The 19,790-nt window shown below is 74.1% G+C and carries 16 protein-coding genes and 1 tRNA gene; 7 read left to right on the top strand and 10 right to left on the bottom strand.

Annotated elements, in window-relative coordinates; genetic code table 11:
* Positions 1–29 precede the first annotated feature (29 nt).
* Positions 30–629, top strand: coding sequence for an alpha/beta hydrolase family protein (locus tag ACZ402_RS01980; RefSeq protein ID WP_375822464.1), 600 nt, complete (start codon positions 30–32; stop codon positions 627–629).
* Between the two features lie 216 nt (positions 630–845).
* On the top strand, positions 846–1,595 hold the full coding sequence (locus ACZ402_RS01975; protein WP_465272273.1) for a hypothetical protein: 750 nt from the start codon (positions 846–848) through the stop codon (positions 1,593–1,595).
* A 10-nt stretch (positions 1,596–1,605) separates the two neighbouring features.
* Here the strand turns inward: ACZ402_RS01975 and ACZ402_RS01970 are convergent, their stop codons facing one another.
* The 5 genes from ACZ402_RS01970 to ACZ402_RS01950 form a co-directional block, all read right to left on the bottom strand.
* Complete coding sequence (locus ACZ402_RS01970) at positions 1,606–1,797, bottom strand: hypothetical protein (RefSeq protein ID WP_375822466.1); 192 nt, start codon at positions 1,795–1,797, stop codon at positions 1,606–1,608.
* 202 nt (positions 1,798–1,999) lie between these two features.
* Positions 2,000–3,223, bottom strand: a complete 1,224-nt coding sequence (locus ACZ402_RS01965) for a Fic family protein (protein WP_375822467.1) — start codon at positions 3,221–3,223, stop codon at positions 2,000–2,002.
* 533 nt (positions 3,224–3,756) lie between these two features.
* Positions 3,757–3,829: transfer RNA gene (locus tag ACZ402_RS01960), tRNA-Thr, on the bottom strand.
* Between the two features lie 112 nt (positions 3,830–3,941).
* The gene (locus ACZ402_RS01955; RefSeq protein WP_375822468.1) at positions 3,942–5,489 is read right to left on the bottom strand and encodes an alpha/beta hydrolase; all 1,548 of its coding nucleotides are present in this window, start codon (positions 5,487–5,489) and stop codon (positions 3,942–3,944) included.
* Positions 5,490–5,578: 89 nt separating this feature from the next.
* Positions 5,579–6,172, bottom strand: a complete 594-nt coding sequence (locus ACZ402_RS01950) for a hypothetical protein (protein ID WP_375822469.1) — start codon at positions 6,170–6,172, stop codon at positions 5,579–5,581.
* A gap of 129 nt (positions 6,173–6,301) precedes the next feature.
* Here ACZ402_RS01950 and ACZ402_RS01945 point away from each other — a divergent pair, with 129 nt between their 5' ends.
* The 3 genes from ACZ402_RS01945 to ACZ402_RS01935 all read left to right on the top strand — a co-directional run bounded on the left by ACZ402_RS01945 (position 6,302) and on the right by ACZ402_RS01935 (position 9,159).
* Complete coding sequence (locus ACZ402_RS01945; protein ID WP_375822470.1) at positions 6,302–7,546, top strand: low temperature requirement protein A; 1,245 nt, start codon at positions 6,302–6,304, stop codon at positions 7,544–7,546.
* A 150-nt stretch (positions 7,547–7,696) separates the two neighbouring features.
* A complete protein-coding gene (locus ACZ402_RS01940; protein ID WP_375822471.1) occupies positions 7,697–8,071 on the top strand; it encodes an SHOCT domain-containing protein in 375 nt (124 codons plus the stop codon).
* 86 nt (positions 8,072–8,157) lie between these two features.
* On the top strand, positions 8,158–9,159 hold the full coding sequence (locus ACZ402_RS01935; protein ID WP_375822472.1) for a TIGR03557 family F420-dependent LLM class oxidoreductase: 1,002 nt from the start codon (positions 8,158–8,160) through the stop codon (positions 9,157–9,159).
* A gap of 1 nt (position 9,160) precedes the next feature.
* Here the strand turns inward: ACZ402_RS01935 and ACZ402_RS01930 are convergent, their stop codons facing one another.
* From ACZ402_RS01930 to tmk, 3 genes are all read right to left on the bottom strand, one after another.
* Positions 9,161–14,818 carry a PKD domain-containing protein gene (locus tag ACZ402_RS01930; RefSeq protein ID WP_375822473.1) on the bottom strand — a complete coding sequence of 1,886 codons (5,658 nt, stop codon included), beginning with the start codon at positions 14,816–14,818 and terminating at the stop codon, positions 9,161–9,163.
* A 170-nt stretch (positions 14,819–14,988) separates the two neighbouring features.
* Entirely contained in the window at positions 14,989–16,125 is a 1,137-nt protein-coding gene (locus tag ACZ402_RS01925) for a DNA polymerase III subunit delta' (protein WP_375822474.1), read from the bottom strand.
* Positions 16,122–16,877 carry a dTMP kinase gene (gene tmk, locus ACZ402_RS01920; protein WP_375822475.1) on the bottom strand — a complete coding sequence of 252 codons (756 nt, stop codon included), beginning with the start codon at positions 16,875–16,877 and terminating at the stop codon, positions 16,122–16,124. Before tmk ends, ACZ402_RS01925 begins: the two co-directional genes overlap by 4 nt.
* Positions 16,878–16,935: 58 nt before the next feature.
* On the opposite strand from tmk, the gene ACZ402_RS01915 reads away from it, so the two are divergent.
* The gene (locus ACZ402_RS01915; RefSeq protein ID WP_375822476.1) at positions 16,936–17,643 is read left to right on the top strand and encodes an HAD family hydrolase; all 708 of its coding nucleotides are present in this window, start codon (positions 16,936–16,938) and stop codon (positions 17,641–17,643) included.
* 88 nt (positions 17,644–17,731) lie between these two features.
* On the opposite strand, the gene ACZ402_RS01910 is transcribed toward ACZ402_RS01915, so the two are convergent.
* The gene (locus ACZ402_RS01910) at positions 17,732–18,247 is read right to left on the bottom strand and encodes a MarR family winged helix-turn-helix transcriptional regulator (protein ID WP_375822477.1); all 516 of its coding nucleotides are present in this window, start codon (positions 18,245–18,247) and stop codon (positions 17,732–17,734) included.
* Positions 18,248–18,368: 121 nt separating this feature from the next.
* Here ACZ402_RS01910 and ACZ402_RS01905 point away from each other — a divergent pair, with 121 nt between their 5' ends.
* The gene (locus tag ACZ402_RS01905; RefSeq protein ID WP_375822478.1) at positions 18,369–18,545 is read left to right on the top strand and encodes a hypothetical protein; all 177 of its coding nucleotides are present in this window, start codon (positions 18,369–18,371) and stop codon (positions 18,543–18,545) included.
* An 87-nt stretch (positions 18,546–18,632) separates the two neighbouring features.
* Here ACZ402_RS01905 and ACZ402_RS01900 read toward each other — a convergent pair whose 3' ends face one another.
* Entirely contained in the window at positions 18,633–19,715 is a 1,083-nt protein-coding gene (locus ACZ402_RS01900; protein WP_375822479.1) for a Gfo/Idh/MocA family protein, read from the bottom strand.
* Positions 19,716–19,790: the final 75 nt, after the last annotated feature.

Here is a 19,790-nt window from a genome sequence, read left to right as displayed (position 1 = left end):
AACGTCGTGCTCGCTGCGAGACTGGGCGGGTGACCACGACGCACCCCGCCGACCGGCCCGTCGCCGGCGTCCTGCTCACGCCGGGCGCCGGCGCGAGCCGCGACCACCGCGCGCTCGTCGCGATCGACGAGGCACTCGCCGCGCTCGACCCGCCCGTGCCGGTGCGCCGCGTCGACTTCCCGTACCGGACCGCAGGCAAGCGGATGCCCGACCGGCCGCCGGTCGCGATCGCCCACGTCCGCGCGGAGGCCGAGGCCTTCGCCGCCGAGCTCGGCACGACGACGGACCGCCTCGTGCTCGGCGGCCGCTCGTACGGCGGACGCATGTGCTCGATGGCCGTGGCCGAGGGTCTGCCCGCCGCGGGGCTCGCGCTCGTCAGCTACCCCCTGCACCCGCCGGGCAAGCCCGAGCGCCTGCGCACCGAGCACTTCCGCGACCTCCACGTGCCCGTGCTCCTCGTCTCGGGGCGCACGGACCCGTTCGCGACCCCCGCTGAGCTCACCGAGCACACCGTCGCGATCCCCGGCCCGGTCACGCGCGTCGAGCTCCCGGGCGCCCACGACCTCAAGGGCCAGGACGCCGCGGTGTGCGACGCGCTCGTCGCCTGGCTCGCGACGCTCGGTCGCTGAGCCTCGGCGCGAGTCGCCTCGGCGTCGCCGGACCCGGAGCAACGCGGCGTCGACGCGCGGCGGCGGTCACGACGCCGCGCCCGGCGCCGACCTCTCGGCGACGGCTCGGGCGACCCGGTCGACCGAATTGTCCGGGGGCGTCTCCGGACCTTTCCGAGGACGCGGCCGGACTGCGTACGATGTGCCGCGGACCACGCCCGAGCCGACCCGGAGGTGATGATGCGCGCCGCTGGCCGACTGCTCGCGCTCGCGACGCTGGGGGTCGTCACGGCGGCGCTCGCCGCCTCCCCGGCGGTGGCCGCCGACCACGACGGCGGCGGCGTGCTCACCGTCACCGTCGACACCGTGTCCTTCGACGCGACCCGGCTGCACGAGGGCCCGGGGTGGCTCGGGTACGTCGTGACCCGGCCTGACGGGTCGCACGCGCGCAACCTCGGCGACAGCTACTCGAATGAGGACGCCGCGGACGGCGTGCTGGAGCTCGACGTCCCGCGGCGAGGCCCGTACAGCGACGGGTACTGCATCAGCTGGGTCCTCGTGACGGGCATCGACCGGCAGTTCGCGGGGTGGAACGGCGACGCCGCCGTCTGCACCACGGCCGCCGCTCCCTCGCCCACGACGCCGCCCCCCGCTCCCGTGCCCGACGCCCCCGTCGAGGCGCCTCCCGCGGTCGAGGCCGCGGAACCGGTCGCCGAGGCCCCCGTCCAGACGGCGGAGGCGCCCGAGCCGGAGCTCACCGAGGAGCCGACGCAGGAGCCGACGACCGAGGCCCCCGTCGAGCCCTCGCCCGAGCCCACGACGCCGCGGCCGGAGCCCTCCCGGACACCCCTCACGTCCGCGGCAGAGCGCATGGCGCCTCCCCCGCCCGCGGACGAGGCGTTCCCGACGCTCGCCGTCGTCGGCGTCGGCGGGCTCGTCGCCGCCGCAGCGGGTGGGGCGATCCTGCTCCTGCGCCGCGTCGGCTGAGCCGGCGCGCTCAGCGCGTGCGCGACGCGACGGTCCTGGCCGCGCGGCCCTGCCACCGCACCAGCTCGTCGATGTCGCCGGCCGTGTAGTCGGGGTCCGACGGATCGTGCGCGGCGACCACGGGGCGCGGGAACCGTGCGGTGCGCGCCGTCGGGTTCCCGGCAGCGCGAGGGGTCGGTGTATCGGTCTCGCGGAGAGTCATCGGGCTCTCGACCATCGTGGGCCTCGTCTCGTCGGACAGCATCGGCACGAGCCAAGACCGGGAACACGTCCGGCCGGTGACGGCAGACCGTCCGGCAGGCGAACAGTCGGCGGAGCTCCGGCGGCATGCAGGCCCGACGCGCGAGGTGGCAACGAGCCGGCGGGCTTCCTGTCTGCCGTCCGCGCCAGGGCGGGCGTGACCCCTACTGGCCGGAGCCGTTCAGCGGTGCGGCACTGCCGTAGGAAGCGCGGCGCTTGCCTGCGCGCTCGGCGAAGTCGTCGAGGGCGGCGAGAACCTCCATGGCCGACCATGTGACTCCGTGGCGATGAACGCGGGTCTCGTTGACGATCCCTGCCCGGGTCAGGACATCCATGTGGCGACGGACGTTCGTCGGGCCGATACCGAGCGCGTCGTCGAGCACCCTGGCATTGACGACCGGCTGGCGGGTCAGCAGGTCCGCGACGTCGTAGGTGCGCGCACCGCGTCGCACCGGAATGCGCTCGTCCCAGTCGGCCCGGATCGAGCGAACTTGCTCCACCAGCTGACGCCCGTTCACCACTGCGCGGGTGCTGGCCTGGACGAACTGATGGATGATCGCCGCGGGATGCCCTGCGCGGTAGGTCGTCAGTGCAGCGTAGTAGCTGTCGACGTCGGCCAGGAGGCCTGCCGACAGCGGCATGGTGACGTTCCGGGTCAAGCCTGAGCTGTGCATCATCGCCTGCACCAGTGCGCGCCCGGTGCGACCGTTGCCGTCGGCGAAGGGGTGGATGGTCTCGAACTGGGCGTGCGCGATCGCGACGTGCGCCAACGGGACGACGTCGGCGCGGGCGACGAAAGCGACCAGGTCAGCGATACCCTCCGGAACCCGCTCATGATGCGGGGGTACGAAGTCCGCTCCCGCGGGCGAGGTGTCCGAGCCGCCGATCCACACCTGCTCGGTGCGCCAGCGGCCCGCCTGTCCCGGGTCGTCGTCCCGCAGGAGCGCGTGGTGCATCCGCAAGATGGCGGCCTGGTCAGGCTCGTCGGACAACGCGAGCGCCGCACGCATCGCATGGGTGTTCGCCACGATCGTCGGGGCGTTGGAGCCGTTCTTGGCGGCACCCAGCTCTGCCATGGCGATGGCGCGGGAGGACGCGGTCAGCCGCTCGATCTTCGACGAAGCAGCCGACTCGCTGCGCAACAGGACAGAGGAGAAGGGTGCGAGCTCCCCGCCCATCTCGGCATCGAAGCGTGCAATCTCTCGCGACGCTTCGTCCGCCTCGGCAAGGAGCTCGCCGGGTAGCTCCACAGGCAGCGTGGCGATGGGCGGAACGATCGCCGCGACGTACTGTCGGGCAGGTGCACGCCCCATCAACCCCGCGCGCGAGTAGTGCCATTCCAGCTCTTCGAACGTCAGCGCGGGCCATCGCATCTGATCACTCACCACCTCGCTAACGTATCAGTTGGTCGATAACTGATACATGAGTCCGACCCGCTGGTATCAGTTCCCGCTCGCACCGGACATAGCAGGCTCAACCCTCGCGTCGCCTACGTCAACGACGACCTGGGGGGGGAACCCTGGAGAACGCTGTTCGAATGCGCAGCATCTCTCCATGGAGCACACCACGTGGACGCCCCTGCCGGTCCCACCGGTTGGTGTGCACCCGTCGACCGTGCACACGGTCGGGCGTGCGGCGCGCGCGGTGGCGGTCGTGGTGAAGTGCGCGCGAACCCCGGCGGCGAGGTCGTCGTCGAGCCACCAGCTCGCCGCCGCGGTCGACCTCCACGTGCAGCCGACCCCGGACGGCGGACGCGGACACGCCGAGATCGGCTGCGAGGGCGCTGGAGGTCGTCACGGGCATGGATCGCATCCCACGAACGGCGCTTCGCGACACGCATCGCTACACGAGTCGCTGCGGGAGGGCTTGTCCGGCAAACGCAGAAGCCCCGAAACCGTTACGGTTCCGGGGCTTCGGGGAGAGCCGCCTGTCGGAATCGAACCGACGACCTATTCATTACGAGTGAATCGCTCTACCGACTGAGCTAAGGCGGCATGCTACGTCCCGGTCCGCTCCGCGAACCGCTGGCAACGAGCGCCTACTGTACCCAACGACCGGGCCAGATTCCAAAGCGGCCTCCTGGGCCGCCGTCGGGCGCCCTCGGCGTCAGCAGCGCAGCCCGTCCTCGGGCACGGTCCCGTCCACCAGGTAGGCGTCGACGGCGTCGCCCACGCACGCGTTGGAGCGGCCGTAGGCGGTGTGCCCCTCGCCCTCCCACGTGAGCAGGACGGCCGACTCGAGCGTGTCCGCGAGGCCCTCGGCCCACACGTACGGGGTGGCGGGGTCGTTGGTCGTCCCGATGACGACGATCGGCGCGGCGCCCTCGGCGTGGAGGTCGAACTCCTGCTCCGCCACGGGGTACGCCCAGCCGTCGCACGTGAGGCCGCCGAACGCGAAGAAGTAGCCCATGGTGGGCGCCTCCTCCTCGAGGCGGTCGAACTGGGCCTGCATCGCGTCGGGGTCGTCGTCCTGGCGCCCGTCGAGGCAGTTGACCGCGCGGAACGCCTCCGACGAGTTGGACGAGTACGTCCCGTCGGGGTTGCGGTCGTTGTAGAAGTCGGCGAGGTAGAGCAGCAGGTTGCCCGTGCCCTCCTCGAACGCCTCCGTGAGCGCCTGCGTGAGCACCGGCCAGCTCTGGTCGTTGTAGAGCGTGACGGCGACGCCGTAGAAGCCGAGCGTCTGCGTCACGCGGCGGTCGGAGTCGGTGGGTAGCGGGTTCGCCTTCGCGGCGTCGAGGAGCGAGCGGATCTGCCGCATCCCCGCGTCGGCGTCCCCGCGCAGCGGGCAGTCGCCCCCGGCCTGGCAGTCCTCGACGTACGCGCGCAGGGCGTTCTCGAAGCCGACCGCCTGCTGCTCGGAGATCGTGTCGGGGTCGAGGCTCGTGTCGATCGCGCCGTCGAGCACGAGGCGCCCGACCTTGTCCGGGAACAGCCCCGCGTACGTCGCGCCGAGCTGCGTGCCGTAGGAGTAGCCGAGGTAGGCGAGCTTCTCGTCGCCGAGCACGGCCCGCAGCATGTCCATGTCGCGGGCGGCGCTCTGCGTGTCGACCTGGCCGAGCAGGTCGCCCGTGTTCTCGGCGCACGCGTCGGCCCAGGCGCGCCGGTCCTCCGCGAGCGCCTCGAGCCCTGCCTCGTCGGTGTCGAAGTCGCGTGACAGGGACTCGTCCTTCGCGGCGTCGTCGAGGCACACGACGGGCGAGGACTGGCCGACGCCGCGCGGGTCGAACCCGACGAGGTCGTACGCCTCGGCGACGCGCTCGCCGACCGTCGGGGCGAGGGACGTGACGAAGTCGATCCCCGAGGCCCCGGGACCGCCCGGGTTGGTGAGGAGCGATCCGATGCGCTCCCCCGTCGCGGGCTGCCGCTTGACGGCGAGCTCGATCTCGCCCGCCTCCGGGTCCTGCCACGAGAGCGGGGCGCGCGCCGTCGCGCACTCCCAGCCCGCCCCGCAGTCCTCCCAGGCCAGGCTCTGGCCGTAGAACTCCTCGAAGCCCTCCGGGCCGGTCTCGCCCGTGCCGGACGCGGAGGCCGCGACGTCGTCCACGGGGGTCTGCTGCTTGGGCGGCACCGAGCACGCGCCCAGGACGAGGGCCAGCACGAGGGTCGCGGCGCCGGCGAGGGAACGTCGAGCAGCGCGGGAGAGGGGCGTCGTCACCCGCACACGGTAGCCGCTCCCCCGACGCGCGCAGGACGGTCCCGCCGGGGCGGGACCGTCCTTTCACGCGCTCTTCACCGCTGGGGCGGCTACTCCTCGACCCAGGCGGACTCGCCGGTCGTGCCGTCCGCCGCGGGCGGCACGACGACGGTCCCGCGGTCGCCGAGGACGACGCTCACCTCGCCGCTCGCGTCCACGTCGTCGGGGACCCCGACCACGGACGTCGACGGCACGTAGTCCATCGTGCAGGGCGTGTCCGGGGCGATCTCGACGAACGTCACGACGACGTCGCCGCCCTGGACCGCGGCCTCGTCCTCCGCGAGCACGGGGCACGTGCTCGACCCGTACGTCACGACGAACAGCAGCCCGGGCTCCGCGCTCCACGCGGCGCCCGTCCCGCCCTCGGTCGGCGCGTCGACGCCGGGCGGCAGGCCCGTGCCGTGCGCACCCGCCACGACGTCCATCGTCCCGGCGTCGGGCAGGCCCTCCTCCTCGGAGGCGTCGTCCGACGGCTCCTCGGACGCGTCGTCGCTCGGCGCGGTGGACTCCTCGGAGGCGGACGCGTCGTCCCCGCCGCCGTCGGTCTCGGAGGCGCACGCCCCCAGCAGGCCGACCGCGAGGACGAGCGAGAGCGCGGACGCGGTGCGAACCGTCCGGGAGACGGGGCGGCGGACGGGAACCATGAGCACTCCTCGGTCGGCGACGGTGGCGCGACCATCGTGGGCCCTGGTGGGCGGTCGTGCGCGGCGAACCGCGACGCGCCGGGCGATCGTGACCGGACGGTGACCCGGTGCCGGTGGGAGCATCCCAGCATGGACGCTCCGCTCACGACGCCCGGCACCGGGTCCGCCCCGCTGTCCTGGGGCCTGCGCACGGACCTCCGGAGACACGGCGACGGCGGCGACTCGAGCCGCGTCGGCTACGTCGAGCTCTTCTTCGACCTGGTGTTCGTCTTCGCGGTCACGCAGCTCTCGCACGGCCTCATCGCCCACCCGGGCGCCGAGACCCTCGTGCACACGCTCGTCCTGGGCGTCGCGGTGTGGTGGGTGTGGGTCTTCACGATGTGGGCCACCAACTGGCTCGACCCCGAGCGCGTCCCCGTGCGGGCGATGCTCGTCGTCCTCATGCTGCTCGGCCTGGTGCTCGCGAGCGCCATCCCGGAGGCGTTCGGCGACAAGGCCCTGCTGTTCGCGGTGATGCTCGTGACGATGCAGGTGGGGCGCAGCGCGTTCGTGCTCGTCGCCCTGGGCCGGGTCTGGCCGGAGAACGCGGTGAACTTCGTCCGCATCACCACGTGGTTCGTCGTCTCGGGCAGCCTGTGGGTCGCGGGGGCGCTCGTCGAGGAGCAGCGGCTCGTGCTGTGGGCGGTCGCGTGCGTGATCGACCTGGCGGGCCCGCGCGCGATGTTCTGGCTGCCGTGGCTCGGCGCGTCGCGCGCGAGCACGTGGGTCGTGCGGGGCGAGCACATGGCCGAGCGCGTGAGCCTGTTCGTCATCATCTGCCTGGGCGAGTCGATCATCGTCACGGGCGCGGCGTTCGCGGAGCTGCCGCTCGACGCGACGACCGTCTCCGCGTTCTGCTCCGCGTTCGCGAGCACGGTGCTCATGTGGCTGCTCTTCTTCGACCGCTCCGAGCGGCGCGCGACCGAGTACTTCACGTCGCGCGACGAGCGCGGCATGGTGGCGCAGACCGCGTACACGTACGTGCCGTTCGTCATCGTCGCGGGGATCGTACTCACGGCGGTCGCGGACGAGCTGGTCCTGCTGCACCCGCTGGGTCACGACGGCGCGGGTCACGCCGACGCGTGGACCGCCGCGCTCGTGTGCGGGGCGGCGGCGACGTACCTCGTCGGCAACGCGCTGTTCCGCCGCGCGGCCGGCGGCCCGTGGTCCCTCCCGCACCTGCTCGGTGCCGCGGCGGTCGGCGCGCTCTACGCGACGCACCTCTGGCTCACGCCGCTCGCGCTCAACTGGGTCACCGACGGCATCCTGCTCGCGGTCATCGTCGGCGACGTCGTGCGGGCTCGTCGTCGGGTGGCGACGGAGGAACCCGGGTGATCCGCCCCGAGAGACGACGTACGGCCCGTTCGTGCGCTTCACCCGGCTCTCGCCGGGCGCGAACCCCCCATCGTCGCTAGGTTCGCCCTCAAGGTGCGCGGCAGCCGGCCGTGCTCCGGGTACGGGGATCCGTCGAGAAAGGGCGCGACCGTGGACTTCTGGGACTTCTTCTGGCTCCTCGTCTGGAGCTTCTTCTTCATCGCCTACCTCATCGTGCTCTTCCAGATCATCGCGGACCTGTTCCGTGACCGGGAGCTCTCGGGCTGGTGGAAGGCCGTGTGGATCATCTTCCTCATCTTCCTGCCGATCCTGACGTCGCTCGTCTACCTCATCGCGCGCGGGCGCGGCATGGCGGAGCGGCAGGCGGCCGCGGTCGTCCAGGCGAAGCAGGACACCGACGCGTACATCCGCCAGGTCGCGACCACGTCGCCGGCCGAGCAGATCACGCACGCGAAGTCGCTCCTGGACTCCGGGGCGATCTCCCCCGAGGAGTTCGCGCAGCTCAAGGCGAAGGCGCTCGCCTGACGGGCCTCGTCTGACGGGCCTCGCGTGACCGGACGGGCCGGTCGCACCCGCGTGCGGGTGCGACCGGCCCGTCCCACGATCGAGGCATGACCCGCTTCGGCTACACCCTCATGACCGAGCAGTCCGGCCCGCGCGCGCTCGTCGAGCACGCGGTCGACGCGGAGCGCGTCGGCTTCGAGTTCGAGGTGATGAGCGACCACTACTTCCCGTGGCTCGACGCCCAGGGCCACTCCCCGTACGCGTGGTCGGTGCTCGGCGCGGTCGCCCAGGCGACGGAGCGCGTCGGGCTCATGACGTACGTGACCTGCCCCCTCCTGCGCTACCACCCGGCCGTGGTCGCGCAGAAGGCCGCGACGGTCGCCCTCCTCTCCGACGACCGCTTCACGCTCGGCCTCGGCGCCGGGGAGAACCTCAACGAGCACGTCGCGGGTGAGCGCTGGCCCGCGGTCGGCGAGCGGCACGACATGCTCGAGGAGGCCGTGGAGATCATCCGGTCGCTGCTCGACGGCGAGCGCCTCACGTTCGAGGGCGTGCACTACCGCGTCGACTCGGCCCGGCTGTGGGACCTCCCCGACGAGACCGTGGAGATCGGCGTCGCCGTCTCGGGTCCGCAGTCGGTCGAGCGGTTCGCCCCGCTGGCCGACCACCTCGTGACCACCGAGCCCGACGCCGACGTCGTCCGGCGGTGGGCGGGGGTCCGGGACCGCGCGGACCTCGCGCCGTCGCGCGTCGTCGGGCAGATGCCGATCTGCTGGGACCCCGACGCGGACGTCGCCGTGGCGCGCGCGCACGAGCAGTTCCGCTGGTCCGTGGGCGGGTGGCGCGTGAACGCCGACCTGCCCACGACCGAGGCGTTCGAGGCCGCGAGCCAGTTCGTCCGGCCCGAGGACGTCGCCGAGGCGATCCCGTGCGGCCCGGACCTCGACGCGATCGTCGAGGCCGCCGCGGCCTGGTGGGAGGCAGGGTTCACCGACCTCGCGCTCGTCCAGGTCGGTGAGGTCGGTCAGCGCGAGTTCCTCGACCAGGCCGCGGGACCGCTGCTGGAGAGGCTCCGCGCCGCGAGCCCGACCGACACCCGCGGCGCGTAGCTCAGTCTCCCGTCGTCCTCCGGCGGAGCACGAGCACCGAGCCGGCGAGCACGGCGAACACGGCGAGCACCAGGACGACGGCCACCGACGCGCCGGTCGTCGCGAGCCCGCCGGTCGGGCCCTGCGACGGCGGTGCCGCGAGACCGGGAGCCGGTGCGGACACCGGCGGGCCGCCGGGCGCCCCGGCCACCGGGTCGTCCGGTGCCGGCGCTGGTCCTGGTGCTGGTCCCGGTACCGGTGCCGGCGCCGGCGCCGGCGCCTCGACCAGCGTGACGGTGCACGTCACGTCGGCCTCGAGCGGGACGTCCACGGCACCGTCCGCGGCGCACGCGTCGGCGAACCGCACGGTGTACCCGTCGACCGCAGGCTCGACCGCGACGGCGTACGCCCCGGGGACGAGCACGTGCCGGCTCCCCGGGAGGGCGAGCGGCGGTGCCGCCGCGACGGTCCGCCCGTCGCGGTCGCGGACGACGACGGCCGTCCCGAGCGGTACGTCGAGGACGTCCGCCTCGAGCACGGGCGACGGCACGGCGAGGGTGAGCCCTCCGGCCGTGGGAACGGCGGAGCGCGTCGCCAGGGCGGACGGCCCGACGAGGCGAGCGGGCTCCCCGTCGGCCGTCTCCACCGCGGTCACCACCGTGAGTGTCGACGGTCGTGCGACGGTGTCCACGTCCTCCGCGGCGTTGTTGGCGGGGGTCAGGTCGGCGCCGCTCGCGCCGTCGTCCCACGCCTCGGCGCGTACCGTCACCGGCGCGTCGACCTCCTGCGGACCGACGACGCGCGCGACGAACGTGACGCGGGCCGTCGCTCCGGCGGCGACCGTCCGGTCGTGCCACGTGAGCATCCCGCCGACGCTTCCCGGCGCGTCGTGCTCGCCGGCATCGGATGCGCCGACGAGCTCGAGCCCCTCGGGGAGCGCGGCGGTGATCTCGACGCCCGTCGCGTCGGCCGCGCCCTGGTTCTCCACCGTCACGGTGTACGTCACGTGCTCGCCCGCAGCGACGCGGTCACGTCCGTCGTCGACGGTCGTGACGAGGTCAGGACGCTCCGTGACGGCCGTGACGCACGAGCGCGACAGGGACTCGAGGACCGGCTGCGGGTCGCGGCCGAACGCCGCGATGTCGAAGACCGCTCCGCCGCTGCCCGTCGCGAGGTCCTGGTAGTCCTGCGTCGACGCGCCGGGCGAGACGATGGCGAAGAGGACCGCCTCGTGCTCCTCGAGCGCGGCACGCGCGTCCTCGACCGTCGCGCTCGCGCGCTGCGTGCTCTCGTCACCGACGAGCACGAGGCACGTCGCCGCCTCGGGGCGCAGGCCCGTACCAGGTTCCAGCGCGTGGACGACCGCATCGATCCCCGGCTCGGTCCCGCCGCTGGTCCGCAGGCCGGCGAGCGCCGCCTCGACGTCGGTCAGCTCGTCCGTCGCGGGCAGGTGGGTGTGGGGCAGGTAGTCCTGGCCGTCGGCGCCGAAGCCCACGAGACCGATCTGGTAGTCGATCCCGCGCGCCAGCTCGCTCGCGATGAGGAGGACGTGGGCGCGCACGGCGGCCTGGTAGCCGCCCATGCTGCCCGACTCGTCCACGAGGAACAGGACGTCTCCCGGCGGCTGCGGCACGCGCGGTACCGAGTCCGCGTCCTGCGCCGCCGCGTGCACGGCGTCACCGGCGTACCGGGAGACGAGGTCGCGGTCGTCCTCCAGCGGCACGCGCGCCTCGGCGACGCCGTGCTCGTCCGTCTCGGCCTCGACCTCCCGGCCGGCGGTCCCGAGCGTCACCACGCGGCCCGCGAGCGGCTCCCACGTGGCGCGGTCCCACAGGACCGCCCGGGCCGTGACGTGGCCACGGGACTCGGTCCCCGGAACCACGTGCGCGCTGACGTAGGCCGGACGTCGCTCGACCGTCACGACCGTGCTGTCGCTCGCGGTCGCCCCGTCCTTGTCCGTCACGGTGAGCGTCGCGGTGTACGTGCCGGCGGTCGCGTAGTCGTAGCGGGCGCGCACGGTCGACGTCGTGCACGGGCTGAGCCGCTCGACCGTTCCGTCGCCGCGGTCCCACACGCACTCGAGCGACCGTGCGTCGGTGCTCCCGGGGTCCGCGACGGAGGCCGCCGGGGCCCAGCCGTCGAGGAGGCGCACCGTGGTGTCCGCGCCCGCGGACACGGTGGGCGCGGCGTTGGACACCGTCACGGTCGTCGTCGCGGACGACGTGCGTCCGCGCGTGTCGCGGACCGACATCGTCACCTCGTACGTGCCGTCGTCCGGGAACACGTGGGAGGGGGCGGTGGTCCCGGTCGTCCGGCTCCCGTCCCCGAAGTCCCACGCGCGCTCGACGATCGCCGCGTCCTGCGGGACGGTCGTGTCCTCGATCCGGACGGACGTCCCCTCCACGGTCCGCGCGGGCGCCGTGACCTCCGCCTGCAGCGGGCCCACGACCGTCTGCTCGAGCGTCGTCGTGCCCCGCTCGCCCGCGTCGTCCGTGACGGTGAGCGTGACGACGTACGTCCCCGGCGCGGCGTAGGTGTGCGTCGGCTCGCGCTCGGCCGACGTGCTCCCGTCCCCGAAGTCCCACTCCCACGCCACGACGGTCCCGTCCGGGTCCGTGGAGCGGTCCTCGAACGTCACGGTGGCGTCGCCCACCTGTCCGGTGACGACGCGCAGCTCGTCGGTGGCGATCGAAGAACCGCCCCGGTTGTCGAGCGCCTCGTAGCGCACGCGGTCCGCCGCGACGGGCGCGTCGAGCTCGACGACCTGGAGACCCGAGTCGTCCGCGAGCACGGCCTCGGCAACGGTGGTGAACGCGTCGGACTCGGCTGCCGCCGCGCCGACCCGGACGTTCACCGGACGGGTCGCGCGCGAGTACGACGAGCGGACCTCGACGCGGTCGACGAGGTACGTCCGGTCGAGCCGCACGGTCGCGTGCTGGTTCGTCACGGCGCCGTTCGCCGTCCGCCAGGGTCGCTCCGTGCTCGGGTAGTCGACGTCGATCATCTCGACGCCCGCGTACGTCGACGACCACTCGCTCGACACCTCCGCGAGCACGCCGCCGTGCGCGGTGAGCGCGACGTCCGTGCCCCCGCCCGCGGGTCGCGGGACGAAGGACGCTGCCGGCGGGCCGACGACGCGCACCTCGCCCGTCACGACGTGCGAGACCACGCCCAGCGCGTCCGTCACGCGCAGCGCGACCGTCCTCGTGCGGTCGAACGTCACCGTGGGCGAGGCGTCCGTGCTGTCGACGTCGAACGTCGTGCCGTCGTGGTCGAGGTCCCACTCGTGCCGGACGACGCCGTCGGCGTCCGTCGACCCGTCGACGAGCTGCACCGGCTGGCCGGGGGCGGGCTCGACCGGGGAGACCTCGAACCGGGCGACGGGGCGGTCGGTGACGACGACGTCGCGCGTGACCGTGTCGCCCAGGCCCGCACCGTCGACCACCTCCAGCGTCACCGGGACGGTCCCGCGCGCGGCGAACGTGTGCTCCGGACGCTCGGTCGTGTAGTCGGCCGAACCGTCCCCGTCGACGTCCCACGACCAGGCGACGGGAGCCCCGCCCGCGCTCGCCACGGTGGTGTCGCGCAGGACGGCGGCCTCCCCGACGATCGCGGGCTCCGGCTCGACGACGAAGCGCGCGACGGGGGGCCCGACGTCGGGCGTCGCGGGGTCGCAGTCGTCGTCCCTGCCGTTGCCGGGGACCTCGACCCCGTCCGGTCGCGCCGACGCGTCGGCGTCGTCGCAGTCGACGTTGGCGGTCCACCCGTCGCCGTCGGCGTCGGGGTGCACCGCGAGCACGCGCCACCGCAGCGCGCGCGTCGCGCCCTCCGCGGTGGTCACGACCGCGCGCACGTTCGCGATCGTCGAGTCGGGGGCGGCGGCCGGCACGTGGTCGTACGTCGTGCCCGTGCCCACGGGGGTGCCGTCGACGTCCCAGTCGACGGTCGAGCCCGGCGCGTCGGCCCGGAACGTGCGGGTCGTCCCCACGGGGACCCGCACGAGGTCGTCCGTCGGCGGGTCGACCGCCACGAGCGCCGGGCCGTCGAGCGCGGCGACGTCGACGTGGGCGAGGTCGACCGACCTGCGCCCGGCCGCGTCGGTCCCCCGCACGCTCACGACGGCGCTGCCCGCGCGGTCGAACGTCCCGACGACGCTCGTGCCCGTCGCGTCGTCGTGCTCACCGTCGGCGTCGAGGTCCCACGCGACCTCCGTGCACGTCGCGCACGTCGCGGTGAGCGTCACCGCGGTCCCGGCGGTGGCCGTGTGCGTGCCGCCCGCGTCGACCACAGGGTACGGGGAGCCGCCGGAGCCCGCGACGGCCGCCTCGAGCGCGGGGACCAGCGCTCCCACGCCCGTGGCCACCTCGTCGAAGGCGGCGGTCATCGAGGCGTTGGCGGCCTTCTGCCCGGCGACGAGCGCGTCGAGGCTCCCCGCCGGGTTGTCCAGGTCGAGGCCGACGATCGCGTTCTCCAGGGCGGCAACCCCCGCGGCGTCGAGGCCGGCGTTGCGCAGCTCCCGCGCGTCGTCCGACGCGATGCCGTCCGCCGCGATCGCCGCCTGCTCGGCCGCGAGCGTCGCGAGCGTCGCATCGAGGTCCGCGCCGAGCTCCGCCTCGACCCGCAGGAGCTCGTCCGCTGCCGCGTCCTGAGCCGCCATCACGTGCTGCAGGTCGCGGGCGTACCCCTCGATCGCGCGTGCGTGCATGAGGGCCGCCGCCGCGTCGCCGGCCTCCTGCGCGCCCTGGTACTTCTCGAGCGCGCCGAGGAACGCCGCGCTGAGCGCCGCGCCTTCTCCGGTGGTGTCGGCCCACGCCGCGGTCGCAGCGTCGAGCGGGTCGCCCAGCGGTGCCGGGAAGGTGTCGACCGGGCCGACGAGGGCGGGCCCGACGAAGTCGGGGTCCGGCGGGTCGGCGGCGATCCCGGCGTAGTGGTCGGACTGGTTGAGGATGGTCAGGACGACGCCGACGTACAGCTCGGTCATGAGGTTGACGCCCACCGTGGGGCAGTACCAGTCGGCCGGGTAGGGCGTGGGGATCGCCAGGCACACGTACGTGAGGTAGAAGTTCACGAGCTTGCCGCCCAGGCCCGGACCCGTGAAGCCGGACGCCATGGAGTACCCGATGTGCGCGGACAGGAGCGCCGCGTACGCGTAGGCCGCGGTGCGCCAGTGCTCGGCCTGATCGGTCGCGCCGGCCTTCATCGCCGCGATCGCGGGGTCGGGGAGCGGCGGGACGTCAGACGGGAAGCGGACGCTGAACGCCTCGCGCAGGATCGTGTCCGAACCGTCGAACACGCCGTTCTGGCACGTGTCCTCGACGACGTCGTACGTGCCCGGCCCGAGCGTGCCCGACGGCTGGGTGATCGCCAGCACCTCGTCGATGAACGCGCTGCCGAGCATCGCGCTCTGGATCGTGTTCGGCGTGCCGGAGACGTCCGACAGGCCGCTGCCCGTGGACACGGTCCCGCTCGGGACGACGTACACGTCAGACGCCGTGTAGATGAAGTCGCAGTCGCGGGTCAGGGCACCGCTCGCCAGGACCGTCTGGTTCGGGCCGTAGACACCTTCCAGACCCCAGTACCCCGTGGCGTCCGCCTGTGCCGGGACCGCGCCGGCGGTCACGAGGCCCACCCCCAGCAGCGTCGCCGTCAGTGCCGCCGTGGCGCTCCGCCAGGTGCTCACGTCGTCGTGCCCCCTCTGCTCGTCCCCGTCCCGGGTGACGGGTGTACGCGCGAGGAACCCTACCGGCGGCCGCTCTCAGGAAACACCCAGCAACAGGCGAGCGGCGGGTGAAATCGCTCGTCCCGAGCAGCGCTGCGCCGCGTGCGCGGGCATGCCGGGGAAGGGCCGGCTCAGCCCTGGGGGCGCAGCGCGATGACCATCGCCTCGACGGCGAGCAGCGGCGCGACGTTGCCCTCGAGCCGCTCGCGCGCGACGCCGATCGCGTCCATCCGCCGCACGGTCTGCTCCGGCGTGGAGTCCTCGGCCAGCGTGCGCACCGCCTCGGCGAGCTCGACGTTGACGAGCTCGACCTCCGCCCCGAGCTGCACGACGAGCACGTCCCGGTAGAGGGACAGCAGGTCGACCATCGCGCGGTCGAGCACGTCGCGCTGGTGCCGGGTCGCGCGCCGCTTCTGGTCGGCCTCGAGGTCGCGGAGCTGGGACCGCAGGCGCGGCGGGAGGGTCTCGCCGTCGGCGACGCCGAGCGCGCGCAGCAGCTCGGCCTTCTCGGCCGCGTCGCGCTCCTCGGTCGCGGCCTTCGCCTCGGCCTGCGCGAGGTCCACGAGCTCTCCCGCCGCCAGCACGGCGTCGCCCACCCCGCGGACGCGGCGCGCGAGCGAGAGCACCGACGTCCGCCGGTCGCGGGCCCCCGCGTCGCGGGCCAGCCGGCGCGCGAGCCCGATGTGGCTCTGCGCCGCCCGGGCCGCGACGAGCGCGACGCGCTCGTCGACGCCGTCGCGCTGGACCAGCAGCCCGGCCACGGCCTCGACGGGCGGCACGCGGAGCACGACGCCACGGCACCGCGAACGGATGGTCACGAGCACGTCCTGCGGGCTCGGCGCGCAGAGGATCCACACCGTGTGGGGGGCGGGCTCCTCGATCGCCTTGAGCAGCACGTTCGTCGTGCGCTCGGCCATGCGGTCGGCGTCCTCGACGACGATCACGCGCCGTCGGCCCTGGGACGGGCTGCGGCTCGCGACCGTCACGAGGTCACGCACCTCGTCGATCTTGATCGTGACGAGCTCGGTCGCGACGAGCGTGACGTCGGGGTGGGTCCCGGCGAGCGTCGTGCGGCACGCCTGGCAGCGCCCGCAGCCGCCCTGCTCGCACTGCAGCGCGGCGGCGAACGCGCGCGCCGCGTTGGAGCGGCCGGACCCGGGCGGGCCGGTGAGCAGCCACGCGTGCGTCATCGCGGCGGGGTCCGTCGCGGCGGTGCGGAGCACCTCGACGGCCTGGTCCTGACCGACGACGTCGTCCCAGACGGTCACGCCGCCCCGCTCCCCGTCGCGGGCCCGGCCCCGATCCCCGAGCCGGGCTCGTAGCCGATCGCGCTGTCCGTGTCGTCGAAGCCGTCGTCCGGGTCTGCAGCGACGGTGTCCTCCGCCTCCTCCACGACCGGCGTGAGCTCGAGCCGGGCCGCGACGTCGACGCGGATCTGCGCCTGCAGGTCGTCGACCGAGGCGGCGGCGTCGAGCACGACCCAGCGCTCCGGGTCCGCCGCGGCGCGCGCGAGGAACGCGTCGCGCGTGCGGCGGTGGAACTCCGCTCCGGCACGCTCCAGCCGGTCGTGCTGTCGCCGGATCCGCGCCCCGGCCACGGCCGGGTCGAGGTCGAGCAGGATCGTGACGTCCGGCATGAGGTCCTGCACGGCCCAGCGCGAGATGAGCTCGACCTCGTCCGCGCCGAGCTCGCGACCGCCCGCCTGGTACGCGACCGAGGAGTCGAGGTAGCGGTCCGTCACGACCACCGCGCCGCGCTCGAGGGCCGGGCGCACGAGGCTCGCGACGTGGTGCGCGCGGTCCGCGGCGTAGATGAGCGCCTCCGTGCGCGGGTCCATGTCCTGCCCGTGGAGCACAGCGGCGCGCAGCTCCTTGCCGAGCTCGGTGCCGCCGGGCTCGCGCGTCAGCACGACCTCGCGCCCCGTGAGCTCGCCGAGCCACTGCCCGAGCAGGCGGGACTGGGTGGACTTGCCGACGCCGTCGCCGCCCTCGAACGAGATGAAGTACCCGGGTGCGCTCACGGCGTCCACCCTATCCGCGCCGTCGGACACGGGTGCGGCCGCGGGCTAGCCTCGAGGCATGCCCGACCCCGTTGCCGCCCGCCCCCTGCCCTCTCCCGGCGTCGCGTTCGCCGGACGCACGTTCGACGCCGTCCTGTTCGACATGGACGGCACGCTCATCGACTCCGTCCCGGCCGTGAACCGGAGCTGGCGCCGGATGGCGTCCGAGCACGGGCTCCCCGACCCCGACGACTTCCAGATCCCCCACGGGACCCCTGCCCGCACCCTCATCGCGACCCTGCTGCCCGCCGACCGCGTGGAAGCCGCGTTCGAGCGCATCCACGAGCTCGAGCTCGAGGACACCGACGGCGTGACGATCCTGCCCGGGACGCGCGACGCGCTCGCCACGCTGCCGCAGGCGCGGCAGGCGATCGTCACGTCGTGCACGCGCCCGCTGGCGGCGGTCCGCATCGCGGCGTCGGGTCTCGCCGCGCCGTCGGTCGTCGTGACGGCCGACGACGTCGCGCGCGGCAAGCCCGACCCGGACCCGTTCCTGCTCGGCGCGGAGCGCCTGGGCGTCGACCCGGCGCGCTGCCTCGTCGTCGAGGACGCCCCGGCGGGGATCGCCGCAGCGCGTGCCGCGGGCTGCACGACGCTCGCCGTGACCGGCACCCACTCGGCCGACGAGCTCGCGACGGCGTCCCCCGCCCCGGACGCCCTGGCGACGGGCCTGGCTGCGGTCCGCTTCGTCGTGGACCCCGACGGCGTCCGCGTCACCGACGCCTGACCACCCCGCCGAACAGGGGGGGCGCCTCCCACCCTCGCCCCCTGACGAGCCACGACCGCGTGGTCGGCAGGCTGCAGGCGCACGTTCGTCAGTAGACGCCGGCGCGCAGCGCGGCCGTGACGACCTTCGACGCCGCGGCGTGGACCTCGGCGAGCTCGTCGAGGCTGAGCCCCGTGGCGGCGACGATCGACGGCGGGATGCGCTCGGCGTCGCGGCGGCGGGCGCGGCCCTCGGCGGTGAGGGTCACGCGCACCTGACGGCCGTCGTCGGGCGAGCGCGACCGGCGCACGTAGCCGAGCGCCTCGAGCCGCTTGAGGAGCGGCGAGAGCGTCCCGGCGTCGAGGTGCAGGCGCGCGGCGAGGTCGCCGACGGTCGAGGTCGTGCCCGCGGCGTCGTCCTGCCAGAGCGCGAGGAGCACGAGGTACTGCGGGTGCGTGATGCCGAGCGGCTCGAGCAGCGGACGGTACAGCGCGACCATGCCGCGCGCGCCCGCGGAGAGCGCGAAGCAGACCTGCGCCTCCAGCGCGAGGGGGTCGGCGAACAGCGTGGCCGCGCCCTGCGCGACCGTCCCCTCGACCGTCGTGTCGACCTCACCACCCGCCATGGCGCCATCGTACCGAGGATCGCGTTATTCTTGGTACACCAATGATTGGTGCACCAATCATCTGACGAGACCTGCAGCGGAGGACACCGTGGCGCGGAAGAACGACAGGCGCACGCTCGGCATGCGCATCACCGAGGGCTTCCTCCCGATCTTCGGCCCCGCCCAGGTCGGGCGCCATGACGCCGACGGCCGAGGCGTCTCCGACGCGGAACGCGAACGCGACCAGGACCTGAAGACCCGCTTCGAACGCGTGACGGGCCCGGACGGCCGCAGCTACGTCGTCGAGCACACCGACTGACACCCCCGCGAGATCGACCCGAGCGTCCCCAGATCGACCCACCGAGGGTCGATCTCGGGCGCTCGGGTCGATCTCGCGCCGGCAGCCTCACTCCCCGGGGTACACGACCCCGATCTGGCGGCGGACCTCGTCGAGCGTGCGCATGACCTCGAGCGTCGAGTCCCACGACATGCGTGGGCTCTGCGTCTCACCCGCGGCGACGCGGCGCGCGACCTCGGCCGCCTGGTACTGCTTGCCCTCGCCCGTGAACCCGTCGTAGTACCAGGACGAGCCGTCGTGCCGGACCACGCGGAACGACGTCGGTGCGTAGAAGTTCCCCTCGACCTCGATGCGCCCCGCGGTCCCCGAGATCACGGCCGTCGTGGCCGTGCGCGACCACAGCGTCGTGGAGAGCGTCGCCTGCGTGTCGCCGTAGCCGAGCACGACGCTCACCTGCCCGTCGACGCCCGTCTCCGTGAGCGCGCCCACCGCGGTGACCGACGACGGCGCGCCCAGCAGGTCGTGCGCGAACGACACCGGGTACACGCCCAGGTCGAGCAGCGCGCCGCCCGCGAGCTCGGGCGCGTAGAGCCGGTGCACCGGGTCGTACGCGAACCACTGCCCGTGGTCGGCGCTGAGGTTGACGACGTCGCCGATCTCCCCGCGCGCGATCACCCCGCGCAGCGCGGCCACGTGCGGCAGGAACCGCGTCCACATGGCCTCCATGACGAACACGCCGGCCGCGCGCGCGGCGTCGAGCACCTCGACGGCCTCCGCCGCGTTGCGCGTGAACGCCTTCTCCACGAGCACGTGCTTGCCCGCGGCGATGGCGAGGAGCGCGTGCTCGCGGTGGTGGGAGTGCGGCGTCGCGACGTAGACGACGTCGACCTGCGGGTCCTCGACGAGCTCCTGGTAGCCGTGGTGCGTCGTCGGGACGCCGTGCGCGGTCGCGAAGCGCTCCGCGCGGACACGGTCGCGCGAGCCGACGGACGCGACCCGACCCTGGGTGTGCAGGCGCACCGCCTCGGCGAACGACGACGCGATGCCGCCCGCCCCGAGGATGCCCCAGCGGATCGACGGCGCGCTGCGCGGGTCGGGGACCGTGCCGGTCACGTCGGCGGTCAGGTCGGGGACGGGGTGGACGGCGAGTCGTGCCGAGTTCTCGGCAGCCGCCTGGGCCTCGATGCTCATGGGCCCACGCTATCCCGGTGGGATCGCTCCCACGCCGAGGTGTCCACGGAACCTCGGGGAGACGTGCGACCCCGC

Source organism: Cellulosimicrobium sp. NPDC030954, assembly GCF_055571305.1.
This window is presented reverse-complemented; position numbering and strand designations above follow the sequence as displayed.